Source organism: Stenotrophomonas sp. YIM B13575 (genome assembly GCF_042787595.1).
GTDB classification, from domain to species: Bacteria; Pseudomonadota; Gammaproteobacteria; order Xanthomonadales; family Xanthomonadaceae; genus Stenotrophomonas; species Stenotrophomonas lactitubi_B.
Genome location: NZ_JBHZOP010000123.1, coordinates 1 through 18,477 on the forward strand (window position 1 = coordinate 1; position 18,477 = coordinate 18,477).

General features: G+C 67.2%; 10 protein-coding genes and 1 tRNA gene. 4 read left to right on the forward strand and 7 right to left on the reverse strand.

Annotation, left to right across the window (positions count from 1 at the left end; translation table 11 throughout):
* Window positions 1-455: 455 nt before the first annotated feature.
* The 7 genes from ACFX4F_RS17585 to ACFX4F_RS17615 all read right to left on the reverse strand — a co-directional run bounded on the left by ACFX4F_RS17585 (window position 456) and on the right by ACFX4F_RS17615 (window position 7,125).
* Complete coding sequence (locus ACFX4F_RS17585) at window positions 456-1,343, reverse strand: DMT family transporter (RefSeq protein WP_099818752.1); 888 nt, start codon at window positions 1,341-1,343, stop codon at window positions 456-458.
* Between the two features lie 32 nt (window positions 1,344-1,375).
* Window positions 1,376-2,440, reverse strand: a complete 1,065-nt coding sequence (gene murB, locus ACFX4F_RS17590; RefSeq protein WP_099818278.1) for a UDP-N-acetylmuramate dehydrogenase — start codon at window positions 2,438-2,440, stop codon at window positions 1,376-1,378.
* Window positions 2,441-2,448: 8 nt separating this feature from the next.
* Complete coding sequence (locus ACFX4F_RS17595) at window positions 2,449-3,504, reverse strand: quinone-dependent dihydroorotate dehydrogenase (RefSeq protein WP_099818279.1); 1,056 nt, start codon at window positions 3,502-3,504, stop codon at window positions 2,449-2,451.
* A gap of 9 nt (window positions 3,505-3,513) precedes the next feature.
* Entirely contained in the window at window positions 3,514-4,284 is a 771-nt protein-coding gene (locus ACFX4F_RS17600; protein WP_380657497.1) for a class I SAM-dependent methyltransferase, read from the reverse strand.
* Between the two features lie 7 nt (window positions 4,285-4,291).
* Entirely contained in the window at window positions 4,292-4,582 is a 291-nt protein-coding gene (locus tag ACFX4F_RS17605; protein ID WP_025874887.1) for a DUF4190 domain-containing protein, read from the reverse strand.
* A gap of 159 nt (window positions 4,583-4,741) precedes the next feature.
* Window positions 4,742-5,575 (reverse strand): SDR family NAD(P)-dependent oxidoreductase, encoded by an 834-nt coding sequence (locus tag ACFX4F_RS17610; protein WP_380657499.1) that lies wholly within the window; start codon window positions 5,573-5,575, stop codon window positions 4,742-4,744.
* 17 nt (window positions 5,576-5,592) lie between these two features.
* On the reverse strand, window positions 5,593-7,125 hold the full coding sequence (locus ACFX4F_RS17615; protein ID WP_032976092.1) for an aldehyde dehydrogenase family protein: 1,533 nt from the start codon (window positions 7,123-7,125) through the stop codon (window positions 5,593-5,595).
* A gap of 185 nt (window positions 7,126-7,310) precedes the next feature.
* On the opposite strand from ACFX4F_RS17615, the gene ACFX4F_RS17620 reads away from it, so the two are divergent.
* From ACFX4F_RS17620 to ACFX4F_RS17635, 4 genes are all read left to right on the forward strand, one after another.
* Window positions 7,311-7,387: transfer RNA gene (locus ACFX4F_RS17620), tRNA-Arg, on the forward strand.
* Window positions 7,388-7,431: 44 nt separating this feature from the next.
* Window positions 7,432-7,896: a GNAT family N-acetyltransferase gene (locus ACFX4F_RS17625; protein ID WP_380657502.1), complete on the forward strand. Its 465-nt coding sequence runs from the start codon at window positions 7,432-7,434 to the stop codon at window positions 7,894-7,896.
* Between the two features lie 657 nt (window positions 7,897-8,553).
* The gene (locus ACFX4F_RS17630; protein ID WP_380657503.1) at window positions 8,554-14,730 is read left to right on the forward strand and encodes a CshA/CshB family fibrillar adhesin-related protein; all 6,177 of its coding nucleotides are present in this window, start codon (window positions 8,554-8,556) and stop codon (window positions 14,728-14,730) included.
* On the forward strand, window positions 14,727-18,428 hold the full coding sequence (locus ACFX4F_RS17635; protein ID WP_380657505.1) for a hypothetical protein: 3,702 nt from the start codon (window positions 14,727-14,729) through the stop codon (window positions 18,426-18,428). The genes ACFX4F_RS17630 and ACFX4F_RS17635 overlap by 4 nt, the downstream gene beginning before the upstream one ends.
* The last annotated feature ends 49 nt before the right edge of the window (window positions 18,429-18,477 follow it).

Consider the following 18,477-nt stretch of genomic DNA (forward strand, 5'->3'; position numbering starts at 1 on the left):
GGTCCGGTTGCGGGGGACGCCGTAAATACGTCCCTGTAGGCTTGGCCGCGGCATCCATGCCGCGGACACCCCCGCAACCGGACCCACCCCGCCTTCGACAGATCTCTGCAATCTGTTGGGATGGCATGACTTGCTCTTGGTGGGTGTCGACCTTGGTCGACACGGTAGATCCACGCCATGCGTGGATGCTCTTCAGTCAATTGTCAAAATGTTCGATTTCGATGGAGATTCATCCACGCATGGCGTGGATCTACCCGATCGCGGAGATCTGTCAGGGGTGGGGTGGTGTCGGATTGCGGGGTGTCAGCCGCATGGATGCGGCTGCCAAGCCTCCATGGACGGATTCACGGCGTCCCCGCAATCCGACACCACCCCGCCATCCCACGGAATGCCCGCTGTTGCTGTTGCCGTTGCTCCGGCCTCTGCAGGTGCCGGGCGCAGCCCGGCCAGAACCCTTACTCTGCCGGCTTGGCAGCCGCGCTCGCGGCGACGCTCGCTGCACGCCGTGACAGCACGGCTTCGCGATGGGCGATGTAGGCGTTGGCGGCGAGGATGATGCCGGCGCCAACGATCGTCCAGCGATCAACCGTCTCGGCGAACAGCAGCCAACCGCACAAGGTCACCAGCGGCAGCTGCAGGAAGCTGATCGGGGTCAGCGCCGAAACCTCGCCCAGACGCAATGCACGCGTCCACAGCAACTGGCCGATGGTGCCCAGCACGCCGGTGGCCAGCAGCCAGACCCAGGCGATACCGGCGGGCCAGACCCAGACGAACAATGCTGGAATCAGTGACAGCGGCACCCAGAACACGTAGGTGTAGAGCACCACGGTATCGGCGCTGTCGATGCGGGTGAGCTGCTTGATCTGGATCGCTACCAGCGAGCTGAGCACGGCGGCGGCCACGGCGATCAGGCTGCCGGACGTGAAACCGGCAGTGCCTGGCCGCACGATCACCAGCACGCCGACGAAACCGACCACCACCGCCGCCCAGCGCCGTACGCGGACCTTTTCGCCCAGCCACAGCACGGCGGCGATGGTGACGAACAACGGCGTGGAGTACGACAGCGAAACGGCCTGTGCCAGTGGCAGGTGGCCCAGCGCCCAGAACGCGCACAGCATCGACCCCAGGCCGATCGCGCTGCGCATGAAATAGCGCGGCAGCTGCTGGGTCTTCAACGGGGCATGGCCAGGGCGCAGCAGCATCGGCAGCAGCGCGAGCAGGCCGAAGGCATTGCGGAAGAACGCTACTTCCTGGGTCGGCACGTAGCGGGTGGCATAGCGGATCGCCACCGCCATCAGCCCGAACGCCATGGTGCTGCCGAGCATCAGCAGCGCCGCCCGCAACGGGGTGGCGCTGACGGGTAGGGCGGGCGTGCTCACCACTGTGCGCCGAGCAGGCGGGGCTCCGGTTCGATCGGCACGCCGAACTTCTCCAGCACCGAGGCGGAGATCCGCCGTGCCAGCGCCAGCAGCTCAGTGCCGGTGGCGTTGCCGTAGTTGACCAGTACCAGCGCATGGCTGGGCGCAACGCCGGCATCACCCTCGCGGTAGCCTTTCCAGCCACAGGATTCGATCATCCAGGCGGCCGAGACCTTGCGCCGGTCGTCCCGGTCTGCCGGGAACACCGGCAGCTCGGGGAAGTGCTGCAGCAGCACCTCCACCTGTTCCAGCGGCAGCATCGGGTTCTTGAAGAAGCTGCCCGCGTTGCCCAGCACATCCGGGTCGGGCAGCTTGCGGCGACGGATCGCGATCACCGCATTGGCGACGTCCACCGCACTCGGCAGTTCCACGCCCTGTGCCTGCAGTTCTTCGCGGATGCCGGCGTAGCCCATGCGCAGGTCATGCAGCAGTGGCAGCTTCAGTTCAATGGCGGTGATCAGGTAGCGGTCCGGCTGCTGCTTGAACACGCTGTCGCGGTAGGCGAAGCCGCATTGTTCATTGTCCAGCCGTACCCAGGTCTTTTCCTGGCAGTCCCAGGCCTCCACGGTCTGGATGAACTCGCCGACCTGGGCACCATAGGCGCCGATGTTCTGGATCGGCGATGCACCGGCCGTGCCGGGAATCAGCGCCAGGTTTTCCAGCCCGGACAGGCCTTCCTGCAGCGACCACATCACCAGCCCGTGCCAGGACACGCCGGCTCCAGCGCGGATCACGGCGTGGTCGGCGCGATGTTCAAGGAAGGTGATTTCACGGTTGCCGAACACCAGCACGGTGCCGGGCAGGTCGTCGGCGATCAGCACGTTGCTGCCGCTGCCGAGCACCAGCAACGGGCCATCGGCCACGTCCGGCAGGGCCAGGACCTCCGGCAGCAGCGCGGCATCGTGCAGTTCCAGCAACTGCGCGGCGCTGGCCTGCACGTGGAAGGTGTTCAGTGCCTGCAGGGGTGCGTTGCGGGTGAGGGTCCAGCGCAGCGGGGCTGCAGTGTTGTTGGTGTCATCCATGGGGGTACTCACAGCGGTGCCACCGCGCCGCGGCTGGGCGCCTCGCGTCGGCGGCGGATCGCCTCCACACAATCGGCGACCAGCGCCGGGCCCTTGAAGATCAGGCCGCTGTAGCACTGCACCAGCGCTGCACCGGCGGCCATCTTGGCCACAGCGTCGGCACCGGACAGGATGCCGCCGACACCAACCAGCGGCACCGATTCGGGCAGGCGCGCGCGTAGGCGGCGCAGCACCAGGGTGGACTGCTCAAGCACCGGGGCACCGGAAAGGCCGCCGGCTTCATTGGCCAGCGGATCGCCGGCAACCCGGCTGTGGTCGATGGTGGTGTTGGTGGCGATCACGCCGTCCACCTGCAGTTCGCCCAGCACGCGCGCGGCGGCATCGATATCGCGCTCGCTGAGGTCCGGCGCCACCTTCACCAGCATCGGCACACGCCGGCCATGCTGCGCGGCCAGCGCTTCCTGGCGATCACGCAGCTGGCTGACCAGCTGCCGCAGCGCGGTCTCTTCCTGCAGCTCGCGCAGGCCAGCGGTGTTGGGCGAGGAGATGTTGACGGTGATGTAATCGGCCAGCGGGTACACCTTGTCCATGCAGGCGATGTAATCATCGGCGGCCTGTTCGTTGGGGGTGTCCTTGTTCTTGCCGATGTTGATGCCGAGCAGGCCGCGCCGGTTGCGCGCGCGTTCTACGTTGCGCACCAGCGCATCCACGCCCGCGTTGTTGAAGCCCATGCGGTTGATGATCGCATTGTGCGCCGGCAGCCGGAACAGGCGCGGCTTCGGGTTGCCGGCCTGCGGTCGCGGCGTGATCGTGCCGATCTCCACGAAGCCGAAGCCCAGCGCGAACAGTGCATCGATGTGCTCGCCATTCTTGTCCAGGCCAGCGGCAAGGCCGACCGGATTGGGGAACGTCAGCCCGAACACCGTGCTGGGCATCGGCGCGATGCGTGCGGCCACCAGCGGCGTGGTGCCGGTGCGATAGGCCATGTCCAAGGCGGACAGGCCCAGACCGTGGGCGCGTTCGGCATCGAGCGAGAACAGGAAGGGGCGGGCAAGCGAATACATGCGTAGGTTTCAGTCCAGCGTGCCGAGGAAGGCTCGGGTTCGATATTCAAAAGCGACCTGGCCGTCGACCGCGTGGGCGGCGAACAGGTCCTGCAGCGCAGCCAGCATCGGCGCGTGGCGCGGATGGCCGGGCTGCGGCGCGTAGGAAGAGGACAGCAGGCGCCCACGCAGGGCGTCCAGGTCCAGGTGCTGCACGTTCGGCAGCTGCACCATGCCGCGCAGGCCGGGGCCGAACCAGGCCTGCATGGTGGCGTCGTCCTGGTAGCGTTCGGCCACCGCGGTGTAGTCGGTGCCGTAGTCCAGCAGCAGTTGTTCGTAGCCGACCAGGAACGGGCTGGCATCGAGCAGGCGCGAGTTCCAGTAGATCAGTGCCAGGCCGCCTGGGCGCAGGATGCGCTGCCACTCGGCGCGCACGGCCACGGTGTCGAACCAGTGGAAGGCCTGCGCGGCACTGGCCAGGTCAACGCTGGCATCGGCCAGACCGGTGGCCTCGGCGCGGCCATCGACGGCGGAGAACTGCGGATACTGCGGCGCCAGCCATTGCTCGGCGGCGGCGCGCATCGCCGCGTTGGGTTCGACGGCGACCAGTGGATGGCCGGCGGCCAGGAACTGCCGGCTGGAGATGCCGGTGCCTGCGCCGATGTCGGCGACCAGCGCGTCGGTTGCCACGGCCATCGGGCCCTGCAGCCAGTCCATCAGCGCAGCTGGATAGTCGGGGCGGTAGCGGACGTAGTCCGCGACGCGGCTGCTGAAGCGTTCAGTGCTGTCCGGGGAGGTCATCGTGCTTTCACCAGCGCAGTCCAGGTTTGGCGTCGGCGCCGGCGGCCACCATCGCGAAGATCAGGATGGCCACGAGGCCCACCGCAGCGAGGATGTTGAGCCAGCCCATGATCAACCCAGCCAGGGCCATGCCATCGCCGTCCTGTTCGCCAGCGCGGCGGCGGATTTCGGCGCGGGCCAGGTGCCCGGTGATGATCGCAACGAGGGCGGCGACACCCGGCAGCACGGTCCAGCTGCAGATGCCCGCGATCAGACTGACCACGGCCAGGGCGTTGCTCTGTCGGGGTGGCACGCTCATCGAGTCCTCCGTGGCAGTGCCGACATGATAGTGCCTCTGCCCCGGCAATCCCATGGGCAGTGCCCTGTAGAGCCGGGCCCATGCTCGGCTTACGCTTCGGCTGGTACGGCATCGCCCGCGCTGCGCGCGCAAGCCGAGCGTGGGCTCGGCTCTACAGATTCAGCCCATCAGCACCTGGCCGCCATCGACGTTGAGCACGTGGCCGGTTATCCAGCGCGCCAGCGGTGAGCACAGGAACAACGCGGCATCGGCAATCTCGCGCGGTTGGCCGAAGCGGCCGAACGGAATCTTCGCCAGGGTGCCGTGGTACAGCGCCGGGTCTTCGACACGACGTCGATCCCAGAGACCATCGGCAAATTCGATCGAACCCGGTGCAATGGCGTTGACCCGGATCCGATCCGGGGCCAGTGCCAGCGCCTGCGAGGTGGTGTAGTGCGAGAGCGCGGCCTTGGCCGCCGCATACGGTGCACCGCCGGGACGCGGCTGCTGCGCGGCGATCGAGGACAGATTGAGGATGCAGGCGTCCGGCGAGGCGCGCAGCCACGGCAACGCAAGGCGCGATGCGCGCACGGCGGCCATCAGGTCGATCTGCAGGCTGGCGGCCCAGCCGTCTTCGTCATCGGCCATGCCGTAGCCGGTGGCGTTGTTGACCAGCACATCGATGCCGCCGAGCGTGTCGGCAGCGGCCTGCAGCCAGGCGTTGATCAGGGCAGGATCACCCAGATCGGCGGCGAGGGTGTGCAGCTGCGTGCCCTGTGCCTGCGCATCGGCCTGCAGGGCGTCGAGGCCGGCCTGGCCACGCGCGCAGACCGAAACCTGCGCACCGGCGCCGGCGAATGCCAGCGCCAGTTCGCGACCGATGCCCTTGCTGCCGCCGGCGATCAACACCCGGCGGCCGCTGAAATCGAGGGTCGGAGCCCCTGTGGGGATCCGACCCTGAGTGGTCGGTACGGCATGGGTCGGATCCCCGGAGGGGCTCTGACCCAGGTGCATGGCCGGACCGTTTGCCATCACAGGTCGAACTTGATGCCCTGTGCCAGCGGCAGCGAATCCGAATAGTTGATGGTGTTGGTCTGGCGGCGCATGTAGACCTTCCATGCATCCGAGCCAGATTCGCGACCACCGCCGGTGTCCTTCTCGCCACCGAAGGCGCCACCGATTTCCGCGCCCGAGGTACCGATGTTGACGTTGGCGATGCCGCAGTCCGAACCGGCCGCCGACAGGAAGCGCTCGGCGGTCTTCAGGTTGGTGGTGAAGATCGAAGACGACAGGCCCTGCGGCACGCCGTTCTGCATGTCGATGGCTTCGTCCAGCGTGCTGTACTTCATCACGTACAGGATCGGCGCGAAGGTCTCGTGCTGCACCACTTCATCGCTGTTCTTCAGGCCGGTGACGATGGCCGGCAGCACGAAGTTGCCGGGGCGGTCGATGCGCGTGCCGCCGGTTTCGATGGTGCCGCCGCTGGCCTTGGCCTTTTCGATCGAGGCCAGGAACTGCTGCACGGCGCCGTCGCTGTTGAGCGGGCCCATCAGGTTGGCCGGGTCGGTCGGATCACCGATCTTGCCTTCCACCTGCTTGTACGCCTTGACCAGCGTGGCCAGCACGTCGTCATGGATGGATTCGTGGACGATCAGGCGACGGGTGGTGGTGCAGCGCTGGCCGGCGGTGCCGACCGCACCGAACACGATGCCGGGGATCGCCAGCTTCAGATCGGCGGTTTCGTCGAGGATGATCGCGTTGTTGCCGCCCAGTTCCAGCAGGCAACGGCCGAGGCGATGCGCAACCTTCTCGGCGACCGTGCGGCCGACCTGGGTCGAACCGGTGAAGCTGATCAGCGGCACGCGCTTGTCGGCCACCATCTTTTCCGACAGCGCGGTGCCGGCGTCGTTGATCAGGAAGAACAGGTCCGGGAAACCGGCATCGCGCAGCGCTTCATTGCAGATGCGCATGGAGGCGATGGCGGTCAGCGGGGTCTTGTTGGACGGCTTCCACAGGCAGATATCGCCGCAGATCGTGGCCAGGAACGAGTTCCATGCCCACACCGCCACCGGGAAGTTGAACGCGCTGATGATGCCGACCAGGCCGAGCGGCTGGTACTGCTCGTACATGCGGTGGCCGGGGCGCTCGGAATGCATGGTGTAGCCGTACAGCATGCGGCTCTGGCCCACGGCGAAGTCGGCGATGTCGATCATCTCCTGCACTTCGCCATCGCCTTCCGGCTTGCTCTTGCCCATTTCCAGCGCAACCAGCGAACCGAGGGCGTCCTTGTGCTTGCGCAGCGCTTCGCCGCACAGGCGCACGGCTTCACCACGACGCGGGGCCGGGGTGGTGCGCCAGACCTTGAAGGCCTCCTGGGCACGCGCGATGACGGTTTCGTACTCAGCTTCGGTGGTGGCGCGGACCTGCGCGATCGGCTCGCCGGTGGTCGGGTTGATCGGGGTGATCAGCTCACCGCCGGTAGCGCTCGACCACTCCCCGTTGCCCAGGTAGGTGCCAGCGTTGATCGCGTCCAGACCAAGGGACTTGAGCAGCTCGGAAGACATGCAGACTCCTGTGTTTCGTTACGTTGTGTTTGGTGTCGTCGCGGGCAGGTGGGGGCGCGACGAACTGAGCCGCCGATGGTAACAGAGCGACCCGAACTGCCATGGTGCGCCGCGCCAGTGGCAGTGGCGTGGCAGATGAATGCTTGGAGGGCAGGGCGGCTTGCCTGTAAACTTGGCGGCTGCATGGCCCCGTAGCTCAGCTGGATAGAGCGTCCCCCTCCTAAGGGGAAGGTCGCCCGTTCGAATCGGGCCGGGGTCACCATCCACATCGGGCGCATCGACCCGCGCCCGCAAAACGCCGGCGCCATGGATCACGTCCTGCAGCCCGTCCAGCCTTCGCATTTCGCGGTCATCGCCGGCTGGCTCGACTCGCCTGCGGCGACCCTGCGCTGGGCCGGCCCCGGTGTGCCGTTTCCCTTGCCTGCCGATGCCTTCGCCGCCGCGTTGGCGTTGCCTGCGCGCCCGGGCTGGGCACTGCTGGATGGCGAAGGCACCTGCCTGGGCTTTGGCCAGTATTGGCAGACAGCATCTGGCAGCACGCATCTCGGGCGCATCATCGTGTCGCCACAGGCACGTGGCCGTGGCCTGGGCCGGATACTGATGACCGCACTGTGCGCCGAAGCCGTTCGCCACACCGATGCAGTGCAACTGACATTGAAGGTCTATCGGGACAATCCGACCGCCGTTGCGCTGTACCGCGACCTTGGCTTCGTGGACATCGAGGACGCATCCACGCCGGAATTGCTGTTCATGGCCTGCGGTACGGCCTGAGCCGGGGAAGAGGGCTCTACACTCCCGCTGCACAACCTGTGCACGCGCCGCTGCAAGCGGACTCGGCAGTCTGGGGCTGTCCCCCTCGGTTGCCTAGGAGCGCCCCCATGAATACCCCCGGCACCCCCAAGCCTTCCTGGCGCCAGCGCAACGTGCTGCTGACCGTTGCCGCAGTACTGCTGGTGATCGTGCTGATCCTGCTTTTCATCCCCTGGTAGCAGCACGGCCGCCGCCAGGCGCGGCGCGATTCCCCTTCCACTTCAATGCCGCCGGTAGCCCATGGCCCGGCGGTTTTTTCGTGTGCGCGCGCGCCGGTCGCCTCGCCCCGGCTCCGAAAATGCGTGACGAATTGCCGAAAAGGGCGGTCCGGCTGCCGGATCCGTGCACGAGCCCCCGGAGGCCGGTTGCTACAACTGTGCTCGTGGGGCCGGCGCCAGATTCTGCAAAATTAAATGTGACGTACATCACACAATTGTTTGCATTGTGTTATCCTCGTCACAGTTTTGCGCACCTGACCAACAGGGTCCAGGGATGGTTGTAGTCGCCACGGAACCGGCAGACACGCATTCGCACGCGTCTCCGGGTCCGGGAGAACCATCCCCGGCAACCCACTGAACAGCGGCTCCCTGCGGGGCCGATGACGGGGAAAAAACCAACATGTGGCAGTCGACGACGTCGCGCATCAGCGCGGGCGGTGAATCCGTTCATCCTGAAAAAAGTGCACACCCCGGCCGGGCCGGACGATGGCTGGCCGCTGGCCTGCTGTTGCTGCTCTGGGTGCTGCTGCCATCGTCGGCCTGGGCTGCGGCCTACGCGACCGGCGGCACCAGCCCGTACCGCAACACGGTGCTGTGGTTGACCTGGGGCGGCGGCTCGGCGCTGGGCACGCATGGGGTGACGCTGAACAATGGCGATACCTCGTCGATCTCCATGCCCGTTGCCTCCGGCATCGACCTCAACGTCAGCTGCAGCCTGGCAAACATCAGCGGTGGTGGCATCCTGCAGAGCTACCGTCCCGGCAACTTCAGCGGCGACAGCCTGGATGACCTGTACAACGTCGGTGGCGCTGGCGGTGCCAACCAGCTGATCGCGGGGATCTCGCGCAGCACCGGCACATCCTCTTTCGAAATCAACTGCGTCTCGACACTGGGCGGCGCGCCCTATCGTCTGCGCGGCGTGGTGATGGCCGACGCCGAGTCGATCAACAACAGCGGCGAGTTCGTCGAAGCCAGTGCACTGGGCACCTGGAACGTGGTGGAGATGCGCAAGAACCTTGGCGCAGGTGCCTACAACGTGACCAAGTCCAGCAGCGGCGGCAACAGCGTGATCCGCTTCGGGCCGGGCAACGACAACAACACCGCTGCGGTCACCTTCCTCAATTTCGACAATGCCGCGCATGCGCCGGGCAACCTCGCGGTGAACATGGGCTTCTCGATGCGCGGCGGCGGCACTACCGCCATCGCCATCGGCCTGCTGGTGCCCTACGCCGACTTCGGCGATGCACCGCAGAGCTATGGCGACGCCATGCACGTGGTGGACGATCTGCAGTTCCGCCCCGATGGCCTGCCGGTCAATGCCACCCCCACCAACATCAACACCGCCGGCTATACACCGGGTGGCCTGGCACCGCCGCTGACCGACTTCCTCGGCACCGTGGGCCCGGATACCGAGCAGAAGAGCAGCTACAGCGCCGATGCGAAGGGTGACGACAACTTCCCCGCGGGCAATCCCAACGAAGAAAACGCCTGGCCGGCGAGCTACGTGCTGACGGTGATGCAGGCCGGTACCCAGATCAGCCAACCGGTGGCGTGCGTGGGCAACGGCAGCGTGGCCGGCTGGATCGACTTCAACCGCAACGGCACCTTCGACCCGGGCGAGCGCAGCAACATCGCTGCCTGTAGTGGCGGCGGAGCCAATCTGAGCTGGACCGTCCCCGCGCAGGTAAGCGCCGGTACCAGTTACGTGCGCCTGCGCTATGCGACCAATGCGGCGCAGATCCAGCAACCGACCGGCGTGGCCGATGACGGTGAAGTGGAAGACCATCTGATCACCATCACCGCACCCGCGCTGAAGGTGGTGAAGGGCAACAATGCCACCGGCGGCATCTGGAACTACGGCCAGACCGGTACCCAGTACACGCTGACGATCAGCAACACCACCAGCGTGCCGACCGGCAATCCGCCGAACGTGCCGGCGGGTGTGATCACCGTGCGCGACCAGTTGCCGGCGGGTATCGTGCCGAACTGGACCGGTACCCTCAGCAGCGGCAGCTGGAGCTGTACGGCGAGCGGCCAGGCGGTGACCTGCACCAGCAGCCAGGTGCTGTCGGCAGCCGGCACCGCCGGTGACAGCAGCAGCTTCACCCTGCCAGTGACGGTGTCCGCATTGGCAAGCGGCCTGCTGCGCAACCACGCCAGCGTCGGTGGCGGCTACGATCCGTTCAATGGTGGCAATCCGCCTGCACCGGGCGAGGCGTGCACCGACGCCAACCACTGCACCCGCAGCGATGTGACCGTGCCGGTCACCCGGGTGAGCTACGCGAAACGCTCCAACACCACCGGTCCGGTGGCGGTGGGGGCGACGGTGAGCTACACGGTCGATGTCACCATTGCCGACGGCAACAGCCGCGATGTGGTGACCCTGACCGATACCCTTGGCACCGGCCTGGACTTCGCCAGCGTGACCAATGCCGGTGCCTTCACCTGCAATGCCGCCAATCCGCTGGTGTGCACGCTGCCAGCGGGCACCGTGCCGGGTACCTACAGCCTGACCTACGCGGCCACCGTCAACGCACAGGCCAGTGGCCAGGTGGTCAACACGGTGGTGGGTACCGGCACCGACATTCCCACCTGCAGCAGCAACTGCACCACCACCACGCCGGTGGCGGCGCCGCGCATTTCGGTATCCAAGGCCAGCGGTACGGCCGGCCCGGTCGCGGTGGGCGACAGCGTTGCCTACACGGTGAGCGTGGTCGTGGCCGATGCGCGCACCACCGCTGTGACCACGCTGACCGACACCCTGGGCACCGGCCTGGACTTCGGCAGCCTGACCAATGCCGGCGGCTTCAGCTGCGTGCCCGGCAATCCGCTGGTGTGCACGCTGCCAGCCGGCACCGTGCCAGGAACCTACGCGTTCTCGTATACCGGCATCGTCAATGCACAAGCTGTTGGCCAGGTGCGCAATGCCGTTGTGCCGAGCGGCCCCGACAATCCGTCGTGTGTCGGCAGCTGTGATACCACAACGCCACTGGCCAGCCCGCAGGTGAGCTACGCCAAGCAGGCGTCCACCGGTGGACCGGTGCGGGTGGGCGACAGCATCGGCTATACGCTCAGCGTGACCGTTGCGCGTTCGCGCACCACCGATGTGATCACCCTCACCGATACGCTGGGCAGCGGCCTGGATTTCAGCAGCGTGACCAGCGCCGGCATCTTCACCTGCAATGCCGCCAGTCCGTTGGTGTGCACGTTGCCCGCCGGGACCGTGCCGGGCACCTACAGCCTGAGCTACACCGCCACCGTGAATGCGCAGGCCAGTGGCACGGTACGCAATGCCGTGCTCGGCACCGGCACCGACACGCCTTCGTGCACGACCAACTGCGATACCACTACGCCGGTGGCGACGCCGGGCGTGAGCTATGCCAAGTCGGTGAACAGCGCCGGCCCCGTGTCGGTGGGTGACAGCCTGACCTACACCTTGACCACGGTGGTGACCAACTCGCGCACCACCGACGTGGTGACGTTGACCGATACGCTGGGCAGCGGCCTGGATTTCGGCAGCGTGACCAGCGCTGGTGCCTACACCTGCAATGCGGCCAACCCGCTGGTGTGCACATTGCCGGCGGGTACCGCACCGGGCAGCTACAGCCTGTCGTACACCGCCGTGGTCAACGCCCAGGCCACCGGCCAGGTGACCAATGCGGTGCTGGGCAGCGGCGGTGACAACCCGAACTGCACCGTCAACTGCGATACCACCACGCCGGTGGCAGGCAGCCAGATCGACTACCGCAAGACCTCGGCCGCCGCCGGCCCGGTCAAGGTGGGCGACAGCATCGCCTACACCCTGACCGCGGTGGTCAGCCGCTCGCGCACCACTGCTGTGTTCAGCCTGACCGACACCATGGGGCAGGGCCTGGACTTCGGTTCGGTCACCGCCACCACCGGCTTCACCTGCAACGCCGCCAATCCGTTGGTGTGCACGTTGCCGGCCGCCACCGCACCGGGTACCTACACGGTCAACTACACCGCGACGGTGAATGCGCAGGCCAAGGGCAGCGTCAGCAACGCCGTGCTTGGCAGTGGCACAGGAACCAACACCTGCACCACCGACTGCACCACCACCACCCCGGTGCTGGCGGCGACGGTCACCTACCGCAAGTCCTCCAGCACCGCATCGCCGGTCAACATCGGCGATGCGGTGGACTACAGCGTCGAGGTGGTGGTCGCCAACTCTCAGACCAGCGATGTGCTCACCCTGACCGATACCCTGGGCACAGGCCTGGACCTGCAGTCGGTGACCCAGCCGGGCGCTTTCACCTGCAACGCCAGCAATCCGCTGGTATGCACGCTGCCGGCGGGCACCGCACCGGGGACCTACACGCTGGGCTACCGCGCGCAGGTCAACGCGCAGGCCAGTGGCAGCGTCCGCAATGCGGTGCTGGGCAGTGGCGGCGACACCCCCACCTGCACCGGCACCTGCAGTACCGAACACGTGCTGGCCGAGCCGCGCGTGGTGCTGGAAAAGCTGTCCGGCCCGGCCAGTGGCAGTGAAGTGCGTCCGGGTGACCGCCTGCGCTATACCCTGCGGGCCACGGTCGAGCGCGCTTCGCTGCGGCAGCCGCTGCAGCTGCTGGATACGCCCGATGCCGGGCTGAGCGTGGACACGCTGCCGGCTGGCTGCGTGCAGCAGGGCACCGACATCGTCTGCACGCTGCCGACCGGTACGCCGGTGGGGCAGCATGAATTCGTCTACCAGGCCATCGTCAACCAGGAAGCGCGCACGGAAGTGCTCAACCGCCTGCGCGGCCAGTACCCGGATGGTTCGCCGCCGCCGGAGTGCACCACCTGCGAGACGCGGCACAAGGTGATCTCGGACTTCGCGCTGCGCATCACAAAGACCGCCAACCCGCGCCTGGTGAAGGTCGGCGACCTGGTGCGCTACCAGCTGGTGGTCGAGAACGTCGGCAGCAGTCATTGGCGCGACGGCGTGGTGGTCGATACACCGCCGCCGGGCTTCAGCTATGTGGATGGCTCGATGCGCGTGGCCGACGACGACGGCGCGTTCTCGCTGGGCGGCAGCCAGACTCCGCTGCGCATCGGCGCGGTCGACATTGCCGTGGGCCGCAGTGCCACCATCACCTACCTGTTGCGTGTGGGTGCGGGCGTGCGCGCCGGCAACCACATCAACCAGGCCGTGGCCACTGCCGACGACGGCGCCCCGCTGTCGAACGTGGCGACCGCTGAAGTGCGCATGGATGCCGATCCGCTGCTGGAAGACAGCCTGGTATTCGGCACCGTGTTCGATGATCGCGATGGCGACGGCTGGCAGGACAGTGCCGAACTGACGGGCGTGCGCGTGCAGGGTGGTTTCGCACCGGCTGCCTACGTGCCGGGTTCGACCACGTTGGATCGTGGCGATGGCCCGCAGCCGTTGGCCGATGCCAGCGCGCCGCTGCTGCATGGCGTGCAGGTGGGCGTGGTGCATGGGCTTGCGTCCACCTCGGACACGGTCGAGAGCCACCAGGTGGTGATCCGCCAGCGCCTGCGCGAACTGGCCTTCACCGATGATTTCGTGCTGGAAAGCGCACAGGGCCATCGCCTGCAGTTGGATGCGCAGGGCGTGGCAACCGTGCAGCGCAGTGGCGAGGCGGCGAAGGGCCTGACCGCGGCCGAGCCGATCGTGCATCGTGAGATCGCGCGGGTGGCCGAGGGCTATGAAGTGGCCTACGTGATCCGCAACCACGGCATCCAGGAGCAGGGCATTCCCGGCGTGCGCCTGGCCACGGTGGAGGGCCTGCTGATCGAAACCGATCCGTTCGGTCGTTATCACCTGGCCGATGTGCACGGTGGCGATGCGCGGTTGGGCCGCAACTTCATCGTCAAGCTGGATCCGGCCACGGTACCGGGTGGTTCCGAGCTGACCACCGAAAATCCGTTGCTGCGTCGGGTCACCCAGGGCGTGCCGACCCGCTTCAGCTTCGGCGTGCGCCTGCCTCCGTCGCCGCAGGCGGCCGCCGAGCGCGCCGAGCTGGCATTGGGGGAGGTGTTGTTCGCCCCGGGAAGCAGCGAACTGCGCGCCAGCTATCGCCCGGTGCTGGCGAAGATGGCCGAGGTGGTTGACCGTTACCAGGGCGGTGACGTGGTGATTGCCGCCAACGGCGAAAGCCAGGCATTGGCCTTCGCCCGTGCGGTGGCCGTGCGTGATGCGCTGCAGGCCGAAGTGGCTGAGGGTCCGCGCGCTGGCCTGACGGTGCAGTTGCGTACCGATGTGCGCGATCCGCACTCGCTGGTTGCTGGCGTTGATGCCGGTGGCGCGTTGCTCGGCAATGTGCTGTTCGACACCGACAAGGCGGTGATCCGCGAGGAATTCAAGCCGCTGCTGGCTGCGATCGCCGCGCGCCTGGAGCAGATGGGAGGCGGCCAGGTCAGCCTGGTCGGCCATACCGATGTACGTGGCAGCCATGTCTACAACCAGGCGTTGGGCCTGCGCCGTGCCAATGCCGTGTTCGAAGCGCTGCGCGTGCAGCTCAGCCCCGCCGTGCAGCAGCGTCTGCGCGTGCGCAACGAGGAGACCGCCGCCACCCGCGCGGCGGCCCGCCAACAGGAGGCCCGCCGATGAGCGCCCATCACTCTGTCGTCCGGCGTCCCGCCCGCCTGCACCGCGCTGCGTTGTACCAGGCGCTGCTGTTGGGCCTGGCAGCAACCGCGCAGGCGGCGCCACCGCCGGCCAACGCCGCGTCCAGCGACGCCGCGCCGATCCACTGCGAGAGCAACCAGTGCAGCGCCGACGGCGACCTGCTGTTCACCCTGCGCTCGCGCAGCTTCGATGAGCCGGTGACCGAAGGTACGTCGACGCGTTCGTCGTCGCAGGTACTGCAGCCGGACCGCCGCGTCAGCGTCGCGCTGGACGAGCCGGGCAAGGCAACCGTGCGCGGTGAGTTCATGATCCGCCTGCCGGAAGGCGGCGCGATCTGGGCCACCGAAGACCCTGCGATGGGCCAGCCCGAGCTGTCGATCTCGGCGCCGGGCCTGGTGGCCTTCGACCAGGGCCGCATCGTGCGGCCGGTCGAATTCTTCGTGCGTGGCAACTACACCGCGTTCATCAAACGCCTGGAAGTGAGCATCTACCGCGGCAGCGACAGCGACCGGGTCGCGCCCCTGGCGACCTTTGAACTGCCCGTGGCTGCGGTCGGGCAGGGCAGTTGGGGCGGTACGCTGCCGGCGTCCACGCCGCTGCGTCGTGGCGATCGCCTGGTCTATGTGCTGCGCGCGTACGATGCCGAAGGCAATGTCGATGAGACCTCGGCGCAGTCCATGCAGCTGGTGACGCTGGCCGAAGTGGAGCGTGGCAACCAGCAGCTGCGTGACGCCCTGGAAGATCGCCGCGGTACTTCCGTGGATGCCAACCAGGCCGCTTCGTTGTCGCTGCTGGAGCAGGTGTTCGACAGCAACGGCCTGCGTCAGCAGAACATCCCGGTGTACGGGTCGCGCGTGCGCCTGCGGGGTCGTGACCTGCCGCTTGGCGCGGCACTGAAGATCAACGGCGAAAGCTATCCGCTGGACCAGGACCGCAAATTCGCCGCCGAATACCTGATGCCGATCGGTCATCACGCGTTCGATGTGCGGGTCGAGCGACCCGACGCCCCGGCGATCGCGCGTACGCTGGAGGTGGATGTCAGCGGCCGCTATCTGTTCGGTGTCGGCCTGGCCGATGTCACGGTGTACCAGAACAAGGCCAGTGGTGCGGGCCGCGATGTTGCCCGTGGCGAGCGCGATGACGACGTGCTCAGTGACGGGCGCCTGGCGTTCTATCTGAAGGCCAAGACGCGCGGCCGCTATCTCCTGACTGCACAGGCCGATACGCAGAACCGGCCGTTGGACGAACTGTTCACCGGCTTCACCACCGCCGATCCGCAGGACCTGTTCCGCAGCCTGGACCCGGACCTGTATTACCCCACCTATGGCGACGATTCGCTGACCCAGCGTGACGTCGACAGCATGGGCCGCTTCTACCTGCGCATGGACTGGGACAAGAACCAGGCACTGTGGGGCAACTACAACACCGGCCTGAGCGGTACCGAATACGCCCAGTACGTGCGTTCGCTGTACGGTGCGGCGCTGTCGTGGCGTTCGCGCGGCGCCAATGCCTGGGGCGATGCGCAGACCGAACTGCGCCTGTTCGGCTCGCAGGCCGAGACCGCGCCGGGCCACAGCGAGTTCATCGGCACCGGCGGCAGCCTGTACTACCTGCGCCACGCCAGCATCCTGCGCGGCTCGGACCAGGTGGTACTGGAGATCCGTGACCGCACCACCGGCCGTGTCGAGCAGCGGGTGTCGCTGGTGCGCGGTGCCGACTACGAGATCGACGCGCTGCAGGGCCGCATCCTGCTGACCCGGCCGCTGGCCCAGGTCAGCCGCGAGAACCTGCGCCGGATCAGCCGCGACGTGCCGCTGGACGGCTACGAGCAGCGCCTGATCGTCGATTACGAATGGGTACCGACCGGCTTCGACAATGACGACATCACCGCCGGCGTACGTGGCAAGCACTGGTTCGGTGATCACGTGGCGGTTGGCGCCACCTATGTGGACGAACAGCGCGCCGGGCAGGACTATTCGCTGCGCGGTGCGGACCTGACCCTGCAGGCTGGGCGTGGCACCTACCTGAAGGTCGAACACAGCCGCAGCGAGGCGACCAGTGCACCGGTGTTCTTCTCCGACAACGGTGGCCTGAGCTTCACCCGGCTCAACCCCGAGGGGCCGCGCGAAGGCGAGGCGACCGCAGTGGAGGCCCGGGTGAACCTGCGCGAGCTGGGCTGGACCCAGCGCGACTGGAGTGCCGGTGCCTGGTGGCGGCAGGTCGACGGTGGTTACTCGGTGGGCCGCTTCGACACCGGCCAGCGCGTGCGTGAGCAGGGCGCCGAGCTGCTGGGCTACGTGACCGACGATTTCAGCCTGTACGCGCGTTACAGCGAAGCACGGCGCGGCAATGAATCGTTGATCCAGGCCCAGGCCACTGCCGAATGGCGGATCGGCGACAACGACCGCGTGTCGGCCGAGCTGCGCCGGGTGCAGGAGGATCGCAGTATCGGCAGCAATGCCGGTGTGCTGGCGGCAGCGCGCTACACCCATCGCATCGGCACCGCGCTGGACCTCTACGGCGGTGGCCAGTTGACCGTCGATGACGATCATGGCCGTTACGCCGACAATGATGCGGTGGTCGCCGGTGGTACCTACACCTTCGCCAACCTGTCCACGATCGGCGCCGAGGTCAGTGATGGTGATCGTGGCAGTGCCGCGCAGGTCAACGCCGAGTACAAGCTGACCCCGCAGCACAGCTTCTATGGTGCGTTCACCCAGTCCACCGACCGCAGTGAGTACGACCCGCTGTTCAGTCCGAACGCGCAGGATGGCTGGACGCTGGGCCAGCGTTGGCGCCTGTCCGACCAGGTCAACGTGTTCAATGAGAGCCAGTTCCTGAAATCCGGCCAGGAATCGGGCCTGGCGAACACCTTCGGCATGGATTTCTATCCGGCAGTGGGCTGGAACGCGGGCTTCACCCTCAGCGATGGCAAGCTGCATGCGAGCAGTGGCCAGGTCGACCGCAAGGCCGTCAGCCTGTCCGGCGGCCGTACGTCGCCGGGTACCGAGTGGCAGAGCAAGCTGGAGTGGCGTCGTGACACCGGTGCGGAGCGGCGCACGCAGTGGGTCAGCACCAACCGTCTCAGCCATCGTCTCAATGACAGCTGGCGGATCGCCGCGCGGTTCAACTACGCCGATACCGACGATGCGATCAACCCGGTGGCCGGTGCGCGCTTCATCGAAGGCAATCTCGGCTTCGCTTACCGTCCCTGGGACAATGACCGCTGGGCACTGTTCGGCCGCTACAGTTATCTGTACGACCTGTCGACGATGGGCCAGGTCAACGGCGTGGACTACGATCAGCGCACCCAGGTGCTGTCGCTGGAAGGCGTGTACCGCATCGACCAGCGCTGGGAAGTGGCGGCCAAGCTGGCCCGCCGCGAAGGCGAGGTGCGCTATGGCCGCGGCACCGGCCCGTGGTTCGATTCAGCGACGAACTTCGGCGCCGCGCAGCTGCGCTATGACCTGTACTACCAATGGCATGGCCTGCTGGAATACCGCCTGCTGGACGTGCGTGACGGCGGTCGCCGGCAGGGTTGGCTGGCGGGTGTGGACCGTGATGTCGGCCGCAACTTCCGGGTCGGCGTGGGCTACAACTTCACCGACTTCAGTGACGACCTGACCAAGTTCGACTACACCCACCGCGGCTGGTACCTGAACCTGGTGGGCCGTTATTGAGGACCGGGCCACGCCAGGCCATGCCTGGCGGGCCGGAGACGGTCGCTGC